Origin of the sequence: Mucilaginibacter pankratovii, from assembly GCF_014773265.1 — a bacterium.
Lineage (GTDB): Bacteria > Bacteroidota > Bacteroidia > Sphingobacteriales > Sphingobacteriaceae > Mucilaginibacter > Mucilaginibacter pankratovii.
Genome location: NZ_JACWMY010000007.1, coordinates 192,300 through 212,203, shown reverse-complemented (window position 1 = coordinate 212,203; position 19,904 = coordinate 192,300). Strand labels below are relative to the sequence as shown.

9 protein-coding genes are annotated in these 19,904 nt (G+C 45.2%); 6 read left to right on the top strand and 3 right to left on the bottom strand.

Annotated elements, in window-relative coordinates:
• Positions 1-82 precede the first annotated feature (82 nt).
• Positions 83-5,848, bottom strand: coding sequence for a DUF3320 domain-containing protein (locus IDJ77_RS15120; RefSeq protein WP_191189803.1), 5,766 nt, complete (start codon positions 5,846-5,848; stop codon positions 83-85).
• 302 nt (positions 5,849-6,150) lie between these two features.
• On the opposite strand from IDJ77_RS15120, the gene IDJ77_RS15115 reads away from it, so the two are divergent.
• Both IDJ77_RS15115 and IDJ77_RS15110 read left to right on the top strand, forming a co-directional pair.
• Positions 6,151-7,428 (top strand): metallophosphoesterase family protein, encoded by a 1,278-nt coding sequence (locus tag IDJ77_RS15115; RefSeq protein WP_191189802.1) that lies wholly within the window; start codon positions 6,151-6,153, stop codon positions 7,426-7,428.
• Positions 7,429-7,433: 5 nt separating this feature from the next.
• Entirely contained in the window at positions 7,434-10,892 is a 3,459-nt protein-coding gene (locus tag IDJ77_RS15110; RefSeq protein WP_191189801.1) for an ATP-binding protein, read from the top strand.
• A 381-nt stretch (positions 10,893-11,273) separates the two neighbouring features.
• On the opposite strand, the gene IDJ77_RS15105 is transcribed toward IDJ77_RS15110, so the two are convergent.
• Together IDJ77_RS15105 and IDJ77_RS15100 are read right to left on the bottom strand one after the other, a co-directional pair.
• Positions 11,274-11,903 carry an NADAR family protein gene (locus IDJ77_RS15105; protein WP_191189800.1) on the bottom strand — a complete coding sequence of 210 codons (630 nt, stop codon included), beginning with the start codon at positions 11,901-11,903 and terminating at the stop codon, positions 11,274-11,276.
• On the bottom strand, positions 11,903-12,946 hold the full coding sequence (locus IDJ77_RS15100; RefSeq protein ID WP_191189799.1) for a phosphoribosyltransferase-like protein: 1,044 nt from the start codon (positions 12,944-12,946) through the stop codon (positions 11,903-11,905). Before IDJ77_RS15100 ends, IDJ77_RS15105 begins: the two co-directional genes overlap by 1 nt.
• Positions 12,947-13,686: 740 nt before the next feature.
• Between IDJ77_RS15100 and IDJ77_RS15095 the strand changes: the two genes are divergently transcribed.
• From IDJ77_RS15095 to IDJ77_RS15080, 4 genes are read left to right on the top strand one after another with little or no spacing between them, the layout of a single operon-like run.
• The gene (locus IDJ77_RS15095) at positions 13,687-15,042 is read left to right on the top strand and encodes a hypothetical protein (RefSeq protein WP_191189798.1); all 1,356 of its coding nucleotides are present in this window, start codon (positions 13,687-13,689) and stop codon (positions 15,040-15,042) included.
• Positions 15,015-15,671: a condensin complex protein MksE gene (locus tag IDJ77_RS15090; RefSeq protein ID WP_191189797.1), complete on the top strand. Its 657-nt coding sequence runs from the start codon at positions 15,015-15,017 to the stop codon at positions 15,669-15,671. Before IDJ77_RS15095 ends, IDJ77_RS15090 begins: the two co-directional genes overlap by 28 nt.
• Positions 15,668-18,886 (top strand): hypothetical protein, encoded by a 3,219-nt coding sequence (locus IDJ77_RS15085; RefSeq protein WP_191189796.1) that lies wholly within the window; start codon positions 15,668-15,670, stop codon positions 18,884-18,886. Before IDJ77_RS15090 ends, IDJ77_RS15085 begins: the two co-directional genes overlap by 4 nt.
• On the top strand, positions 18,883-19,860 hold the full coding sequence (locus IDJ77_RS15080) for a toprim domain-containing protein (protein WP_191189795.1): 978 nt from the start codon (positions 18,883-18,885) through the stop codon (positions 19,858-19,860). The genes IDJ77_RS15085 and IDJ77_RS15080 overlap by 4 nt, the downstream gene beginning before the upstream one ends.
• Positions 19,861-19,904 lie beyond the last annotated feature (44 nt).

The following is a 19,904-nucleotide window of genomic DNA, read 5'->3' as shown; positions in this document are numbered from 1 at the left end:
TGAAGACGGGAAAACAATTTGATCTGCCAAAGAAAAGGATGCGTTCTTTTCTGGAAGTGCTGATTCAGTCTTACTATTAGCCCTATTCATTCAATACAATACGCTGACCTTCAGTTTTTGCAATGCCTTTGGCCAATGCTGTACGTATACCGAGTTGCATGGCAATGTCCACGTTCGTTCCGAGGCGAGCGTAACCAAATAATTTGGCGGTTTCTCGGACCAGATCTTCCTTGGTAAGACTGATCTGGTTTTGCAAAACTGCTTTAATGCCGTTCGCAATCTCATGTGAGGGTAGGTCATCGGCGTCTCGCTTCAGCACTTCGTTGGGGGGCAGGCGGTAAAGCTGATAAGTTTCCGGCTGTTGATCGGCCTGCCAGAAGATGATATTACCATTATTGCTGGTTTGCTGTAGGCCAAGTTCCTTGAAGATGATTTCGAAATGCACCGAGATTCGGGAACCCATTCTGGCAATGCCCCAGCCTAAAAGGACGCGTTTGCACAGAAGATTTTTACTGACCGGCGCTTCTACGGCTAATACATCATGGATCTGTGACTTAATGGTATTTCGGTATCCATATTGAAAAAAATCTTCAGAATTGATACTGCGGATCACCTCAACATTGGCAGCTTCGTAATAAGATGTCTGTATTGCCGTGGCTTTCGTCGCCCGAAAATTGTAGGGGATGGTTTCCTCTGCGGCCGGCTCGGGTATAGCTTCCGGTTCTATCCTGATGCCTTGCTGAGCATGGTGAATTGCGGATAATATTTCCTGTAATACTTTGTCCGGTTTTTCCCACCATTCTGCCGACCAAACCTTTATCATATTCCAGCCCAGGCTTTTCAGTACACCCGGCTGAACGATCTCGCGATCACCTGGTGTCTTAGCCGCCTGATACGTGCGCCCGTCGCAAAGGATGGCCAAGATATATTGATTAGCATGATCAGGATGCACTATGCCAATATCTATCTTATAGGCAGAGCAACCGATCCCGGTATTGACCTGATAGCCATGCTTTCGGATTTCTGTGGCTATAATTTCTTCCAGCCCCGGATCATGCTTGTTAGCACTCATCAGATTAGTCGGCAGGCCTTGCTTGCCCTTTTCGGCATAAGCTAAGAAAGCTTTTAAACCCGCCACCCCTTCAGAATTAGTACGATTCAAGTCTATATGATCGGATCTTAAGGTAGAAAAAACTTGCATTTCATAACGTGCCCGCGAAACAGCCACATTTAAGCGCCGCCAACCACCTTCGCGGTTGATCGGCCCAAAATTCAGGCCTACCTTACCGGTCTCATCAGGCCCGTAACCTATTGAAAATAAAATTATGTCGCGCTCATCACCCTGGACATTCTCGAGATTTTTGACAAACAAGGGCTCTTCTGCTTCGTAGGCCAGGCGTTCCAGGTCCGGTCGCAACAAAAAGGTTTCGGTTAGTAAATCTTCGATCAGCGACTGCTGGACTGAACTGAAAGTCACTACTCCCATAGACCGCTTGATGATCGCCGGCGTTGATAAGCGGTAAATAATATAGTCAACAATAGCTTTAGCTTCCGCCCGGTTCTGCTTAGTTTTCCCGCGATCATAAAATCCTTTAACTTTTATCAGTTTAACTTTTGTTGCCAGATCATCGGTCGAAGGGAAGGTCAGTAAGTTGTTATCATAGTACATCGCATTACTGAAAGCGATCAAGCTTTCATGCTTGCTGCGATAATGCCATAAAAGATGATAAGATGGCATGGATAGTGCCAGACAATCGTCAAGAATGCTTTCCAGATCTTCTTGTTCGACATTATCCTCATCAAAAGTATTCGTCGAAAAGAAACTGGTTGGCGGCATCTGTTTAGGGTCACCTACCACAATTACGTTGTTACCGCGAGCGATAGCGCCTACTGCTTCGCAGGTTGGCATCTGGGAAGCCTCGTCGAAAACAACCAGGTCGAATTTGGCGCTGCTGGCATCAAAATACTGGGCGACCGAGATCGGGCTCATGAGCATGCAAGGCGTAAGCCGTGGCAATACATTTGGAATCAAATCGAATAGTTTTCTTAGTGGCATAGCACGCCCATTATTGCGCAATGTTCGTTGCAGAAGCCCAATTTCTGAGCTTTGAGCAGCTTCCTGAGTAAATGAAGGCGTTCTGGCCGCCAACCGTGCGTAGAGTTCTTCACGGGTAAGTTTTTCGAATTGGTCGCTCAGTTCGCGGAACTTGCGGATCTTCCCTTCGAACAACTGTCCGTGAAAACCAGAAAGTGCCGGGTTGTTTTCGATTAATTGGTCGGCAATGCTTCTATAAAGCCCTTTTTTATAGCTATTTAATAGTTGATGAGACGGTATAGCTTGATCTTCGAATGCATCCACCAAGGCAATTAAGCCGCCGGCGGTTAGCCGGCTTTTGATGGTCGTGTAAGTAAACCAGTCTTTTAAGTCATCGAGATTGCGAAGCCACTGTTCTGCTTGAACCTGAAGATTAGTAATCGGGCAACCTGTTAACAGTTGGATTTTTTCACGAGAGGTCTTTAAACGTCCGCCCAACGCTATAAAATTCCGAAATTCCGCTTCATGTATACGCAGGTAAGCGCCACTTCCTTCGTTGAGTTTGGCTGCAAAACGCTCGCGCCAGCTTTTCAAACCATCCAGGCCGATGCCTTTAGAGGCCGCCCGGTTTAGCGCGATATAGGCCTGACTCACCTGGATGATTACCGCCCAATCGGGGTTGCCATTGTTCCACAAAAAACCTGTTAAGCCCGGTAAATAAACAGCACCGGAAACTAGGGACTGTTCAGCTTGATAGGCGATGATCTTATTTAGAAGTCCAGGGATCTCCTCATTGACAAAATTGCCGGAAGGCGATTTAGATTTAAGCGATTTAATAATGGCTCTCTGCTTCAGCCACTTGGGTAAGAACCACTTTTGAGCGGCGATTTCCCAATTTGCCAATACTTGTTCGGCAGGAAATTCCAAAATGCTTTTGTTGAAAATTTGAAGCAAGTCGGTGCGTAAGGCATCGCGTTGCTGACCATGACCAGCGATACCAATGACTTGGGCCAGCGTCTGCTCCAGCGATTCATTTGTTAAAAATGATGCAGGTGAATCCGGCAATTTCAGTAAAATCCCAATCATTTCGCCTAGCACTTCGGTCTGATCAGCCGAATGGCCGCCAAAGCCCAAAGCTTCGGTAACACTTGCGCGAGTCAGATCCAGTTGGGCAGCAAACTCCAATATTTCTTCCAGTGTCTGCTGGATATCTGTTTTTAATTGCTGACTATAGTTTGATAGCTGCAACTCTCTTAAGGGATGTTGAGCAGGTGCGGAAACAATGGCAGCCACGGTTTCCAACTCAGCAGCCAGATCATCCCAAGTTGTTAAGTCCGCCGCTGATAACCGGGTAACCTCGCTGCCCTGAAAAAATACTGTAAAAGGAGTTTGGGCCAACTCTGCATACTTACAGAAGAGTTCAAAAAGTGTATAACCGCCCGGGCGTTTGCGGTGCAAGGCATGCACGTAAACATTGAGTTCATTCCGCACGCTTAAAAGCCGTTCAGCGGTGTTTAGGAAATTTTCTGGACTGTCTTTTTTGATAACCTCAGTCGCCTTTTTCAATTGCGCCAACACATCGGACTTTTTGGATTTATTGGAATGTAGTTCCAGACAGAAATCGCCAATGCCGATCGTCTCGAGCCTTTTCTGAACAACTTCCAGCGCCGCTTTTTTTGCCGAAACGAACAACACCTTTTTGCCGTTGTAGAGCGCGTTAGCTATGATGTTCGTGATCGTTTGGGACTTACCCGTACCAGGGGGGCCATGCAAAACAAAGCTTTCGCCCTTACCCGAACTGATAATAGCCTGTAATTGCGAAGAATCGGTGCTGATCGGTAAAGCAAGTTCACCAGGATGAATATCCAGATCAGTAACAACTGGTAAACTATTTAACTGTAACTTACCCGAGATCAGGCTCGCTACCACTTTGTTTTTTGCTAACTGCGCTGAATTATTATGGATGTCATTCCACAGAATGAATTTGTTAAACGAAAAAATGCCTAGTAAAGCCTGATCTTCCACATCCCAGCGAGACTGGGACATGATGGCCTGCCGTACTGTATTCAGAATGCCGCGAACATCCACACCGCTTTCATCCTTGGGTAAAGTTTCGAGGCCACCGATGCCGATACCGAAATCCTGGCGCATCATTTCCAGCAAAGTAATATTCAGGATCGTTTCTTCTTCCCGAGAGCGGATCACAAAACCCTTTTGAGCGGATTTGCGGATGATCTCCACAGGGATCAATAAAATAGGTGCGAACCGGGGGCGTTCACTTGCCGGCGTTTCGTACCATTTGAGCAGGCCAATGCCAACGAACAAAGTATTCGCACCATTCTCCTCCAACGATAACCGCGACGAACGGAATAGATGAGTTAAATTCAGGTTCAACTCGGTTTCAGTTAGGTACGTCCGCAATCGCTGATGGGAAAGTTCGTGATTTACCAGATCCGAGATTGGATCAGAAGTATTTATGGCTTGATAAATGCCTGCATCCCGTGGGGAATTGCTCCAGTCGGAAGGCTTAGCTAGTATTTGGAATTCTTTACCCGCCGCCAGCGCATCTTCCAGTTTGCCGGAGTTAATGCTAATGAATTGGATTATGCTCTTGGTCATCCGGGTATTCAATAAAGTATTTCGCAGTGTAAGATCCAGTAGTTTGCGCTCCCAGATCTGTTGCTTGGAAATACCGATCTTATCAACCTGCAAAGGTTTGTGATCCACTAACACCTCTTCCGGCGTATAACCCGAGGTGAGGGATTTTTCGTCATACTTGATCTCCCAGCCCTGATTACCAGGTATTCGGAGTGGCAGTGGGCGAATGCCACCAAAACGCGCACGTTTGATATCCACGAATAACTGGAAGTTATGCGTCTCAAGCATCCTGGCATCCGCTGAACGTACCGCCTCATCAAAAGGCGGATGATTACCTGCGTTCATGCACGTTGATTCGACCACTACGATATCATTGATGCCAGCCGCGGTTCGCTTGGTGATCAGTGAAGGGTCGTCATTGACCGCGTCGGGGAAAGATTCGTCCACCAACCAGGCGCCCGCAAAAGCATGTCCCTTGATCATCACAATCAACGCGTTGATGCTCACTGCCTCCAAAGAGGCAGCATATAAAAGTGAAAGATCTAAACAATTCGCCAGTCGTTGAGAAAGAATGGCATCGCTCAGCCTTACGCGCTGCCCGGTCTCTTCAAAGCTGGCTGGAACAGCACAATAGATTAAATTCAAATCGGCGATGGCCTCATAGATCGCCGCCATCTGTTTTTTTACCCGATCCGGATTTCGGGTCTGATAAGCATTAAAAGACGGATCCCCCGTCCATTGCTGCAATAGAACCGAGGCATTACGAATAATCGTTGGGATCTCAGGATGATTTGGTGTTACAAAAGCAGCGAGTAGCTCCGGCACTGAACCAGCGCCGTTCCACTGGTCATAGGCCAGTAAGTCTATATCATAAATGGCTGAACTGATCACCTGTTCAGCAGCCATGATCTTTAAATTCAAGCGACCGCTGAGCCGCTCGGTTAAACCGGCCAAATAAGCCGCAGAGATACGTAGCGGTACCGCCCCAAAAGTATAACTTTCACCCATTTTCAAACGATCAAGGCTCGCTTTCCAAACAATCGAAAATTCAGGCTCTGAACTGATTTCCACTGTCAGGTCTTCATAATCTAATTCACCAGCATTGGTCAAAATCAGCTGTTTTACCACCGGAACATGATTTTGCTGCATAGCAAAATTGATCACGGGTGCCAATGTTAAGTCTATTTGGATTGTGGGTAAGGTTTCAGTAGTCATAATTAAAGTGAAATTAACGATATTTTACCGCAAATCCGCCATCCTTAATTATGCAGTGCTTCCACACAGTGCGGGCAGCATTTAGCAGCAGCTTCTTTCCTTGAATTTCACGGAAAACCCGAGGCAAGAATACACACGGTTAGGACAAACACGCTAATACCCATATTGAGAGCCGTTTTGTGTTGAAGGAGATAAAGTGATGCGGGGGGCTGGGGTTGTGATTAAATAATATTAGATGCCCCTGAAAGATTTAACTATTGAAGTGATTAAACTGTACTTTAGAGGAACTAAATCTTTGGCTTATGTCTATCAAAATACTCGCGACTGCGGATTTGCATTTGGGTAAATCCTCTGCGGATGTTTCCGGATCACATGCTTCCACCAAGTATACCTGGCAAAAGATCATCAATTACTGTATTCAAAACAATGTGGATGTTTTAGCACTCTGCGGCGACATCGTGGATTGGGATAACCGTTACTTTGAAGCAGTCGGCGCGCTGCAAAGAGGCTTTGAAGAACTGTACCGCAATGGTATAGTCGTATATATGGTTTCCGGCAATCATGATTTTGACGTGCTGGCCGGTATCGCCGGAAATATAAAGTTGCCGAATGTCCATTTGATCGGAGCTAAAGGCCGGTGGGAAGTACAAAAATTTGAAAAAGATGGGCAGATTGTCCAATTTGTCGGTTGGTCGTTTCCCACAAGATCGGTAAGGGAGAGTGCGTTTTTAGATTGGGGACTGCCTGGTTATGATTCGAAATATCCCTGCATCGGATTGCTGCACGGGGACATTGACAAGCCGGGGAGCGAATATCATCCTTTTAAACTGGATGAGCTGGTCAAAAGTGAGCTGAATCTCTGGCTATTGGGTCATATCCACAAACCGGAGCGATTGAGGCAAAACCCGGAAGTTTGGTACGTAGGCTCCCCGCAGGCCATGAGCGCAAAAGAACCCGATGGCCATGGGGCACTCCTGGCGGAGGTGAGTCGGTCCGGTATGATCGGCATCAGTCAGGTGTTGTTGTCAACTGTTTTATACCGTACCGTGGAAATACCAGTTTCCGCCATTGACGAGGAAACAGAACTGAGAGACCGGATCATCAATGCCCTAGTGAAAGACGGCATGGACGCGGAAAATGAAATGCCGGAATTGCAGTCCATTGTTTACCAGGTCAAACTGACCGGAGAACATATCACAATCAACGAGGTGGAACGCTGGACCCGCGACATTATCCAGTATAGCCAGGTACTCAACAGGACTACTATCAGCGTCCGGAAGATCTATAGCCGCCTCCGGCCAGCATTACAAAAACTCGAGGAACTTGCATTGTCCAATTCGCCCGCCGGTGTCCTTGCACATACAATCCTCGAACATAGGAAAGGTGTCGTCACGCCCTTCCTGGGTCGGTTGATCGCGGACTGGAAAGTTAAAGCCGGCCATGCCTATCAGTCCGGAACGTACACCCCCTTATTGATCGGACGGCGGATCGGCCCGCCCGGGGACCAGGAAGGCATGAATTTCATCCTTAACGAGTGTAACCGCCTATTGGCAGAACTTAACGGACAACTTAATTCTTAAAAGTGATGGAAAAGCAATCTTTACATTTTACCTCGCTGCATGTCCGCAAAATGCCGGGTTTCCCCGATGGTTTGAAACCAATTACTGGCTTGTCCAGACATGTTAATATTATTGCGGGCCCTAATGCTTCCGGGAAGACCAGTACGGCAACCGCTATTCACCAGCTTTTATGGCCACCAACATCCGGCAGGATGAATTTGGAGGGTGCGATTGAAACGGGGAATAACAATTGGGATGTCAGGCTGGATTACGGACAGTTCCGCGCCCAGCGGAATGGTATAACAGGTGAATTACCCGGCATTCCGGCAAGCGATGAATCGGTACGGTATAATTTTTCCTTACAGGAACTGGTGCATATCAATGATAAGGATCTTGCCGGGAAGATCTACCAGGAAGCAATGGGCGGTTACAATTTAGGCAACGCGGCTGCCGCCTTAAAATACAGCAGTGATATCAAGAAGAAAAACAGCGGCGCCTACACAGGTGTTACAGCCGCCGATGCCCAGGTAGCAGAGATCAATGGGAAGCAGCAAGACTTAAAAGACAAAGAAAATTCCCTGTCTGTCTGGATAGCGGCACGCGACAAAGCTGCGGAGGCCAGTAAATTAAAAGAATTTTACCAGGCGATGGTCAATTGTTTGGAAGCCAGGGAACTCAAAGAGAGCCATGAACTTAAATTGTCGGCTTATCCACAGCAACTTAGGGTCATGTTCGGTAACGAATATGAGGAAATCATTGCACTAGAGGACCGGATGGAAGCCCTGCGGATAGGACTGGAAACGAACCGGGAAGCTATTCAAAAACATAAAGATGCGATCAGTGAATTGGGCCTGTCGGAAAAGGGGATAAGTCCCCCGGTGCTGAAGGAACTGGAGGACCGCGTTGAGGCGCTTATCGAAGCGGAACGCACGATTTCAGAGCTGGGTATAGCGATTGCAGACCTGACTGGGACCATGGAGGCCTTGAAATTACAGATACATCCGGACTACGAGCCGGGTGAGGAAATTAAGATGGACCTAAGTAAGATAGCGAAGTTGGATGAATTTATAGACGGCGCGCATCGTTTGTTGAGTCAAATGAAATTTATACAGATCCAGATTGACAGTTTAAGCAAAAAATCGGCTCCCGTAAATCAAAACGCGGGTCAAATAAAAGAGGGGATAAAATCACTGACCAACTGGCTTGGCGAACAAAAGGGAACCGACGGGACAAAAATATACTGGTTGTGGTTGCTTGTGGCGGGCGCTTGTGCTGTCGCCCTGGCTGTTGCTTTATGGGGTTGGTGGGGAATGGCCGGGGTTATTATCCTGATTGCCTTCGCGTTATTGGGGCAAGGTAAAAAGGCGGATGGGAAAGCTGATGTCCGCCGTGAAGACTTCAGAAAAACGGGGCTAAAGGAGCCGACTGACTGGCAACCGGAGAATGTCCGTACCGTATTTGAAGAATTATGCCTTCAACTACAGGCGGCAGAACTTTATGCTCTGGAAAAACAGGAAGTGAACCGGCTGACAGTGGAATTAGAATCCCTGCAGCCCGAGTTGCAAAAGACCGAAGCTCAGCGCGACGACTGGATCAGGTTCTTGGGGCATGCGCCCGCGCTGCCTTCCGATGACCTTAAAAATTACAGCGCTTTTTTTTGGTATATCAGTCAGTTGAGTAAGTATGCAGAATTTGCCGTAGAACTGAAAGGGAAACGCGGCAGGGAAAAAGCTGCAGCGAATCAACGGGATGCTGAATTGAAAAAGATCAACGGCTTACTGAACCACTTCGGCCTTGCGGTAGAAGATGGTATAGTGGCAAAGGCTACTGTTAAACATTTATTAGAAAAAGAAAACGCCCGGAAAAATACCGTAACGACCATAGATGGCCTTATTGAATTAGGTGATGAAAAGGGAAAACAGCTTAAAGAGGCTGGTCTGAAACTTGAGGGGATCTATAAACGGTTAGGCCTGGAAACACCGGATAAGCACGAGGTCTACCGACTGGTAGACCAACTGGATGATTACAAAAAAGCCGAAGCCGGTTGCCAGGAAAAGAAGATTTTGTACGTGGAAATGGAGCGCTTGCAGCAAAATCATGAGACATATGCGTCCTATAAGGATAAACTGCCGGATATGGATCTGGCGACCGCACAACGCTCTGTTAGCGATTTTGCTTCCGTGGCCGCTGAATTCGATGGACTCAACGATAAAATCATCAGTACGAATGCGCTGATACAACGGGAAAAAAGCGGGCACGACCTGGAAGATGCCTTGGCTAAAAAGGAAGCCGCACTTGATAACCTGCAGCAAGTCTACGATGATAATTTATCCGCCCTGACTGGCAGCCTGTTGATCAGCCACCTGGAGAAGGAAGGCGGGGAGCGTAATTCATCCAATGTGCTGAAACGCGGGAACCAGTTGTTTAACAAGATCACGAGTGGGCGGTATGAACTTAGGATCAACAATATGGCACAGCTGGATTTTCTGGCTTACGATCATATTCTTCATGAGGGGCAAAGTCTGAACCAGTTATCCACCGGGACACGTATCCAATTATTACTCTCTATCCGTTTGGCTTATATCGAAAGTCAGGAGAAGGAATTTCAGATCCCCATTATTGCCGATGAGCTGTTAGCGAACAGTGATGATCAGCGCGCCAGTCAGATCATTGAAGCGCTGGCGGAGATAGCCATGGAAGGCCGGCAGGTCTTTTATTTTACAGCGCAAAAGGAAGAAATCGCCAAATGGAAGTCATACGCTGATGAGCATGTCGGTTTTGAAATTAAGATATATGTGCTGGAGAGTGATGCAAGCGAAAAAAGTGATTATCTGGGGGCTAACGACGAGCCTTTTTCACTGAACCTGTTTGAAAAGATTCCCGCGATTGCCGGGCAGACCCATGACAGCTACCGGAAATTGATTGCTATCCCCGGATTTCAATTGATGGCTCAGGATCCGGCTCAGCTCCACTTGTGGTATTTACTGGATGATTTGTCGGATCTGGCGACCTGCCTAGAAAACCGGATAACTACTTATGGGCAGTTGACCAGTTACATCAAAAATGGGGGGATTATACCTGGTTTCGATCAGGACAGGCTTCAACAGTTAGAAAAGAAAATCAGGCTGCTTGAAGCATTCCAGGAACTTTATCAAAAGGGAAGGCCAAAGGTCATCGATTTGAATGTTTTGAAAGGTTCTAATGCGGTGACGGAACGCTATCTCCAGGAAGTTTATGAGGTGTTAAAAGCGGTTGTTTATAACCCGGAAGAACTTATCCGTGAACTTGGCCAAAACGCCGTCTCAGGCTTCAGATCGAACAGTAAGGAAAAGTTGGAGACATATCTAGTGGATGAGGGCTATATTAGCGAAGAGCCATTGCTAGCCGGAGACGAACTTGCTCAACTTGTGCAAATTAAAGTTAGGAAATTAGGTTTGGATCCGGCTGAGGGAGAAAGATTTTTGGAATTGGTCACTAATAATTGAAAAAACAAGAACGCCTGATCAAACCATGGAAGAATTACTGTACGCGATGTAGTCGAACCGAATTAAGTACATCAATCGATCATAGCGACTCCGCCTGCCCATGTCATGACGGTTAATTATGAGTTTCTGGTGGAGGGCGAAACGCCTGAACGACATTCCGGCCTGATTAATGAAATGCTGTACAGTATTTTCAGGGAATACTTGATGGACGGGATCACCTACTGGCATTTGCACGTTGATTGTAAGAATGCCATGAGCGTCAATCTTGGTTACGAGCATAATGGCTATTATCGATCCCCGACATTGTATTTTAATCTTTATGACGCTATATTCACAATTATATAATTGTACATAGTCCGGCTTGAAAAACTACATTATAAATCAGGCGTATTCCAATTCACTGGAACTATCGTCAGTAACAAAATAATCCTCGTTGCAAATCGTCTCAATCTCATAGCCAAATAGCATAAAGCCTGTAATATTTACAGGAGATATACATTCGGGTTTATGATCATTAACAACATATTTTTGCCTGATTTCCATTAAAAGCCTTCCTAACGCATTCGTGCCTATTAACTGACCATCCGCATCCTTTTGCGCTCCCCAAAATTGGTCTTTAGCCGAATATTCTATAATAGCCTTGTTGTCAGTGTCTTTTAAAAGTGTTGAAAATTTTGTCCAGTTTTGCGAAAGCTTCACTTCCAAAACCCAGCGCATGATCTTCACCCTAATATCATCCCAATCCTGGCGGGTTTTCTCACGGTATTTCTTACTTATCATTTTTGCAGTCATCGGACTGTTCTGGGTAATGATTTCATGTTGAATGTCCGGGAATAAAGGGTACCGCATTGCTTGGTATAATGCTTCGGTTGTCGGAATAATGTTGTCATTAATAAATAATGGGTAGCCAGGAGCCATATTTGAAAGGCCGCCAAACGGCGCGTCTGTCTTTCCAAAAACTATGCTGTCTTTGGGATTGTAGATCCTGGTTTTTGAATTTTCCTTTTGCATTAATGATCCCCTCTGTTTTTTAATACGAATAAAGGTCGCCAATTATTGTTTCCCCACCAAAATACAATGGGACAATTATTCGGAATATTACGGTAAGTAAAAAATAAAGTGCCCAGTCCGAGTGTTTTATGTGACTTTACCGTGTATCCTAATGGTCTTATCGATTTTACAGTCAAATTCTGTACTCTTCCTAAAATTTCTATCCCTTTTTTCAAAAAAATATTTTCAATCCTTGTCCTGTTTTCTGGCGAAGAAAATAATTTCTCTTCAACTGGCTGGTTTGCTTTCCTAAAAGCCCGGTCGGCATTGGCAGTGGCCTCTTCCAGAGTGGCCAAATAATTTCCTACCTCTGCGAGTTGACTATCAACAGGTAACATTAAATTCAAGGCGGGTTTAAGAGCCTTTAAATTATTTTCTATTTCATAAAATCGAAAATACGTGATATATTTCTTGGTTTCCGCATCTACATTCATCATCAAGCGATACTCCACATTACTATATCCCCATTGATGAAGGCACAACAGACAAACGCTCAACTTGATATTATGGGCTTTAAGATAAGCGAAATTGGTCTTCGACGCATCTATCTCATTATCTTCATTTAACCAATTTGAGATCTGACCGTAGATCGTGTTTCCAGTAGATAAAACATCATCGAGATATAGATAATGATTTGCTATCTTCCCACAATCGGCCAGGGGCATTTGATATTCCTCCTGGATAATTTCCTCTAAAAGACTCAAAAGTTCACTTTGACTTTTATCAGCGAGCTGCAAATCAAGAAATACTGTTTCCCTTAAAAATGTCGGGACATCGGCATATTTATAATGACCTTTTAAAAACTTTAAGTAACCGCTCAGCATCTCCTTGCATTTGGCTTTTGAAAAATAAGTTTTTTCAAAAATAACAGCCAGTTCATCAAGTATAAACTCCTGATCTTCTCGTTCAAATTGGGAAACCCAATCAATAACATGCTCCGGCGTCATCGCGTTATTTTCGTAGTCATTTATAATATCAACAATGCGCTGAGCTTTTTCTTCCATGTGTATTAACGAACCAATTTAACTTCAAAGCTAATGGTTTTAAACAACATAATCAGGTGAATAGCATTGTTCTTCTTTCTGTTTTCTACTTCAAGGGAAGGAAAAAATGGGTTTTCAGCTTACACTGTCTTTGACCTTTAAATAAATTATTGCCAAATTAAACAATAAATTAATTATAAATATCCATCGTTTTGGTGACGAAAAATCTTTTACAAACAATGATCCACAAGTCATTGACAAAGTACATGGACAATGTTGGTCTGGCTTTAGTACCGGCCAGATATCGCGCAAATATAAACCAATATATATTAGATATCCGTTGCCAACACACTGCAGGCTGAATAGTTGTTATCCAGTAAATTTTAACGCATGTGACCCATTTGTCTCAGTTTTCAATCTTTTGTATGTAAATTAAATTTTCTGTAGGTTGAGTGGTAGGTTAAAAATAAGCTCACTTTAATTGACTCAAATATATATTAACCAGCAGTTTGTTCAGTTCGTTCAAACCAGACAGTTATCTGATCCGCTCTGCTATCCTTTCTTTCGTCAATCTATGCTGCGTTTTCTGCATACTTTCCTCGTCATCTGGGTCTGGCATTTTTCGGTGATTCTGCTGACAATGATTTCCCGGTCATGGTCGTTCGGCATGATTACAGCGTTTTCAAATATATAGTCACTTAACTGATTTAATATTACTAATATTAAAATCGTACATTTAATATTATTAAAGTTGCCTAACCTTGGATAAACCTGATAATAATAATTTTGATTTCCTGTCAGAAATTTCAAAAGGGTATACTTATCATTTACTCTTTCCCGACCCAAAAGCCGGGCTTGCGATCGTATGGCTATATCAGCGGATAGAAAGCGGGGTGTTTTTAGATAAGACATTTACGGAAGGGGATATTCATGATGCCTTGCAGGCGGTCAATCAAACCACTACGGCTGTTAATGCGCGTTATTCCTGGGAGGTGTACAATCGCGTTATTGCCGATCTCCAGGAATACTTTTTATATTATGATGAATCAAGGCAGGTTTACAAGTTAAAAGAATATGCCAATGAATTCTGCAGGCACGCCTATAATACGCTGAAGGCAAGCTTTGATCCTACCATTATTGAGAAAATATGTTTCAGCCTGCGGGAGCGGCTGGAGAGCTACAAAGAAAAGGGCGACCTTACGGATTGGTTTGATATTCATTTTAAAACGTTCCAGCCGGTACTGCGGCAGCAAATCGATCACCTTGACCGGCAGATCGATCATTCGGTCATAGAGATGCGGCAAAACCTAAATTTAAAAAACAGGAATATCACCGAAATCCTTAAAAAAATCGATGCGCGGTTCGATCTGATCCGGAAGCAAAACAACGAGCTGAGAGCCGGGTTTAGTGAAATGGACCTGATCCGGCGGGTACTGGAAGCTTTCGCGGTGCAGAATGAGCAGGAGCGGATCGGCGACCTGATATTTGATGCCATTTTGTTTTTCCAGGAGATGAAGCAAACACTTTCGCTGGTTGACAGCCGCCTGGACCGGATCCAGCCCAAGGTCCGGCAATTATTTACCAATTTAAATAAGCCTTTGTTCAACAGCAGGATCGAGGGTTTTCTCGGTAACCTGATTTTACACAGCCAGATCACGGTCGCCAAAGGCAGTAAAAAAATACTTGAATTGCCTGCGGGCATACCCAGGACAGAATTGCACGGCCCACCGATGAACTTCATCATATTCGAGCGGAAGAAGGACCTGTTTCCGTTAAAAGCGAAAAAACGGTTTATCGCGGAAGAAGATGAAGCGGCTAAGGCAATTGCTTTCAGCGGATTTAAAGAAAAGCTTGTGCAGCAGGATGTGATCTCCGGTTGGATCGACCAAATCAGCAAGGATTTAAGAGAGGCCGGCAGTGTCCGCTTTTCTGATTATTTCTTTGCGATTGTCCGGCAGGGCAGCGAAGCCGAACTGACGCTTGCCGTCGGCCTGACCTTCCGCGTTATGCGTTTTTTTGAACAGCATAACTTATACCAGTTAACCATTCAGTCACACCTGGCGACAAAGCCTGATAACCAAATATCCTTATGGGAAATGACAATTCAAAAGCGATAAGCGTGGTAGCCGATTTCCTGCTCCACCCGGATGCCGGGCGGTTATTTGCAAAAGTTGACTATGCCTTAAAGAACGGCATTCATATTCAGAATTATAAACACCAGACGGACCTGTTTCGGTTCATCAATGAAAACCAGGCCAGCCTGCAGCAATATTACAGGGATTATTTTAACATCGTGCTGGACTTCGGCGGAGAGTCGGTCGATAAGTATTTCTATATCAATTTTCTGGCGCAATCGCGTGGTAATGTCCCCGAGGATAACCGCCATTTCATGCCCAATGAATATGTGATCATTGGCTTTCTGCTCTATAAGATCATTTTTATAGACGGTTATATTGAACTGAATACTGTGGGGCGGCTGCAAAAAATGATCCGCCTGGATTATGAGGAACTGAAGCCGGGGATCTACCGGACCCTGGCTAAAGCCAGGAGGGATAAGAACACCAAGATGGACGGTGAAAAAGTGGATAAAATTATTGAAGATGCCATGCAGGAATTCAGTAAGGTCGGCTGGATCATGTTCGAGGGGGAGACATTTGACACAATGCCTTCGTTCCACCGGTTACCCAACATCTACAGCGACTATATTCATAACCTGGATGAGTGGTTTAAAGAGCATAACGCATGAAAAAATATCCCAGAATATACAGCCTCTCCACGCTCGGTTTGATCCATCACCAGGAATATAACTATCAATTCCACCCGTTCCGCACCGATTTTGTGGGTGAAAGCGGGGCCGGTAAGAGTATGATCGCCGATTTGCTGCAATTGATCTTTGTCGGTTCCGACGCCTTTGAGTCCGCAACCAAGGCTACGGGGGAACGAAAGCCGGCCGGGATGGTACTGGAAGAAAGCGGTAAAGGCAAATCCAATAGTATTGGCTATGCCTTTCTCAACATCGAAACCGGGCCGCAGCAATATCTCGTGATCGGCGTTTGTATCGAATCGGGCAACCGGAATACGCACAGCTTTATTATACAGGCAGGATTTGACTATGAACCGATCACTTATCTTACAGCACCCTTAACTTACGAGGATCTGTTAAAAGCGGAGGAGATTCTGCCTATTGACCTGCTAAAAGACCATATGAGTGAAAAAGGACTGTTCTGCGAGTCCTGGCAGAAGCCTAAAAAGTATCATGAAATTCTGTTTAAGGAAAATATTTTACCCCTGGACCTGGCTGCAAACGACCGCTTGCTAAAAGACTATGCCAGCATCCTCCAATCTTTTTCCAGGGGAAAAACGCTTGATACGCAAAAAGGCAGCAGTATCAAGGACTTTTTATTCGGCCGTGATAAGGCGGTGGATATTTATGATAAATTTAAGCAGGCCGTGGTGGAAATGGAAGCGACCATCGGAGAATACGGGAATAACCTAAAAGAAATTGAACGGGTTACGCAAAAGCAAAAGGCGCTGATCGACCTGAAACAGAAAAAGGAGGACCTGGATAAATCTGAGCGGGAGTATCTATATAAAAGTATGGCCTTTTATCACCAGGAGACGGAGAATTATTTGCAGGAACTAGAAACCACTTTCCGTGATTTTAAGATCGCTGAACATCAGTCCGGTTTGATCGGATCGGCCATCGAAATTGCGGTAGCGGCTGCCCAGGAAGAATTACCTGCACTGCAGCAAACCGTGAAACAGCTGGACAGCCGGATGATCAGGCTCGCCCCGGAAAACCAAAAAGTGGAAGCCATGGAATCCTTGCTGCTTACCTTAGATTGCAGCCTGGTTGAATTGGAAGGATTCTACCGCGAGAACCAGGAAAACACGGCCAGGCAGCGCCTGTTACAGACCGTTATCAATAAGCTGAAATCGGAGGGGATACTTGATGTTTTTAAAAATATAGCCGGCTCCTATACGAATTCCAAGGAATTGCTGGATCATCTCGATGAGGAAATTAATACCAAGTCTGATAGCCTTGCCGAGAAAAACCTGCTAAAAAAATATATCGATATCGATGACCCGGATTCGCTGACGAACTGGGCCTTTTCGCAGGAAAGGGGATTCTCTAAAGATGAGGAAAGTGTCATCCTGAAATTGCAGGAACTGCCCCGGAATAAACCGCCGCTGAACAAAGATTATTTACCCGATCCGGAAGAATTGTTTGGCCGCCTTCAAATTACTGACCGTGACGATAACGGGTTCTGGCTGAATTTAAATGGCTTAAGAAAATATATACCCTACGTAAAAGAACAAATATTGACCGCCTATGACCCGGAGAAGATCCGGTCATACTTTGCCGGGGTGAGCCAGACTACGGCCCAATATATTTCCACATTGACAGCAGATGTCGATCTGCTAAAAAAATTAAAAGAAACCTGGCTTTCTTTTGAAAATACCAACGCCATACTGGACGCGTACCAACGCCGGCAAAGCCTTGCAGATTTCAAACCCGTAACTGAATTAGCGATGTCCCGCCAGGATTTTGAGGACAGTGTTGCGTGTTACCGGAGGAAGGACCAGATCAAGGAAGATTTCAAGTCCCTGGATGAGCAGAAAAACACGGCGTCCGATCAACTTATTGCGCATAAAACCCTGCAATCCGAATTGCAGGATGCTTCAGGTCAGTTAACAATTCTAAAGTCCAGGATCAGCCAGCTAACGGTTTCAGCGCCTGTTGCCGCCTATGTTCCCAAAAACGAAGTTGTCCTGCCATCGATCGGTACTGATTTCGATAAGGCGTTGATTAAAGAGCAGTTGCGGCAAATGGAGAACAGCGTCCGGCAGACGGATAAATGGGCGGATCAGTTGGCTTCCCTTCGTGCCGCCGAAACCGAGTTGGAGAAAATCAGTACGCAATTTACAAAAGCGTACCCGGACAAATTATGGGAGCCCGATCCGGAGTTTATGGCAGGGGACCCCAAATCGGTTACAGAAGCCTATCACAAAGCAGAACAAACCTATATCCTGACTTATAATAATATCATTAGCCTTTATATTCCAACAGAGGCCTTTAAACTTCAGGATGATGACAATTTCTTTGCGTTGAGTAAAAGCCTGTTACCCGAAGCCTTCGCTGAGCTGGTGACCACTGACGCGGAGGCGACGGTGATTGAAACCGTACAGCGCTATCTCATCCGTATCAACGAAAAAAACAGGCAGCTGAATAACCGCAAAATTCAGAAGATCAAGGACCTGCTTGATGAAGTCGACAACACCATCACTGCCCAGATGGAGATCGTCCGCCGGATCGATAACTTTCTGAAAACCGGGCATAATATTACCGGGGGCTACCATGCAAGGCTTAAAAGGAACTTTGCCGGGGGATATCCCAAGGAATGGATGGATAATTTCAAACAAAAGGTGGAGCAGGAAATCGGCCTTTTTGCCCCGACAGACGGCCTGACGGCTAATTTAGCCCATAAAGTCAGTCTGTCCGAAATGATGATCGCCGCCTTTTATTTCTGCGGGGGCGTCAAAGGCCAGGAAATGACCATCAATAAGTTACTGGACCCGGCAATGTATTATGATCTTAACTTTACCATGGAATCGGCGTCCGGCAGGATCAATAAGGGGAGTACCGGGCAAACTTACGCGGCCATCGCTTTGCTTTGTATAGCGCGGTTATCTGTGATGAGCCGGGAGGAGGGTAAAAACTTCGGCAAGGCAGTAAGGGTGATGCCTATTGACGAAGCCGAAGGTTTGGGTTCCAATTACGATATGCTTTATGAAATTGCCCGTGAATACGATTATCAGATCATTTCAATGTCGATCAATCCGGTAGGGAAGTTCCGTGAAGGGGATCAATATATCTATATGTTACACAAAAATATGGAGGTCGAGGCGCCGGTAAACTACCGCCCGATGGCTGTCTTTTTTGACCGGGATATTAAATGAAAGCGAATCAAAATCTTGTCTGGCGGCATTACAAAGCGCTGAACGAACTTTATACTAAGGGGCGGACACTGGCGAAAATTACCAAGAACGCCTATATTAATGCTGTTCTGATCAAACAGAAAAAACTGATCAAGCCTAAAGCCGGCAATATCAAAATTTTGGAAGCCCAGCCGGCCTTTAAGGCTTTTTATGAAAAGGAGTTTAAAACAACGTATGAACGTTTTGAAAAGTTCCTTAATGATCACAACCTGAATGATGATGCCCGCCAAAAATATTCTGCGCAGGACCTGTTGACCCTGATGTTTATTGCAGAAAACAGGTCAACTCTGAAAGCCGGCCTCACTACGATCAGGAAGTTCTCCAATCTTATTTTTAAAGGCCATGGCTCCAAATACTTAGGTCAGCACCCGGGTTTACAGCTGGCGGTATGTAAATTGCTCGACATTACTGAATTCCCGGAAAAAGATCCTAAAACTTTACAATGGCGGCTGGTAGTGGACTGTACGGCCCCTCGTGCTGTGGTGTTATGCGAAAACCTTGATTTTCTCAAAGTGCCCTGGACCGCAAGGGAAAACCAGGTAGAGCTCTGGTATGTCGGGGGTAACAACACGGCTATCATCGATTTTATCAGCGAAGATAACCTAAAGCTGCCCATCTATTATTCCTGTGATTGGGACCACCATGGTATCCGCATCTATTTAATGATCAAAGAGAAACTGAAAAGCAAAGGCTGTGATCTTACGCTTTTATTTCCGGAGAACAGCGATTTGCGGCTCCCGGTTGTAATGCCAAATCATAAAAGCAAATGGCTTCACGATAAGCCTTTTTCCGGCTTCAAGCCGGAGTTGTTTACGATAGAAGAAAGGAAACTGATCGAAGAATTAATTCAGGATGATCAATGGATCGAAGAAGAATCATATGAATTGTTAGGTTTATTGACTTATAATAAGGTATTACCCTGGCCGGGTGAATAGAATGATGAATTTTTAAGTAAAATTTGAACTAGTTAACTGATAAC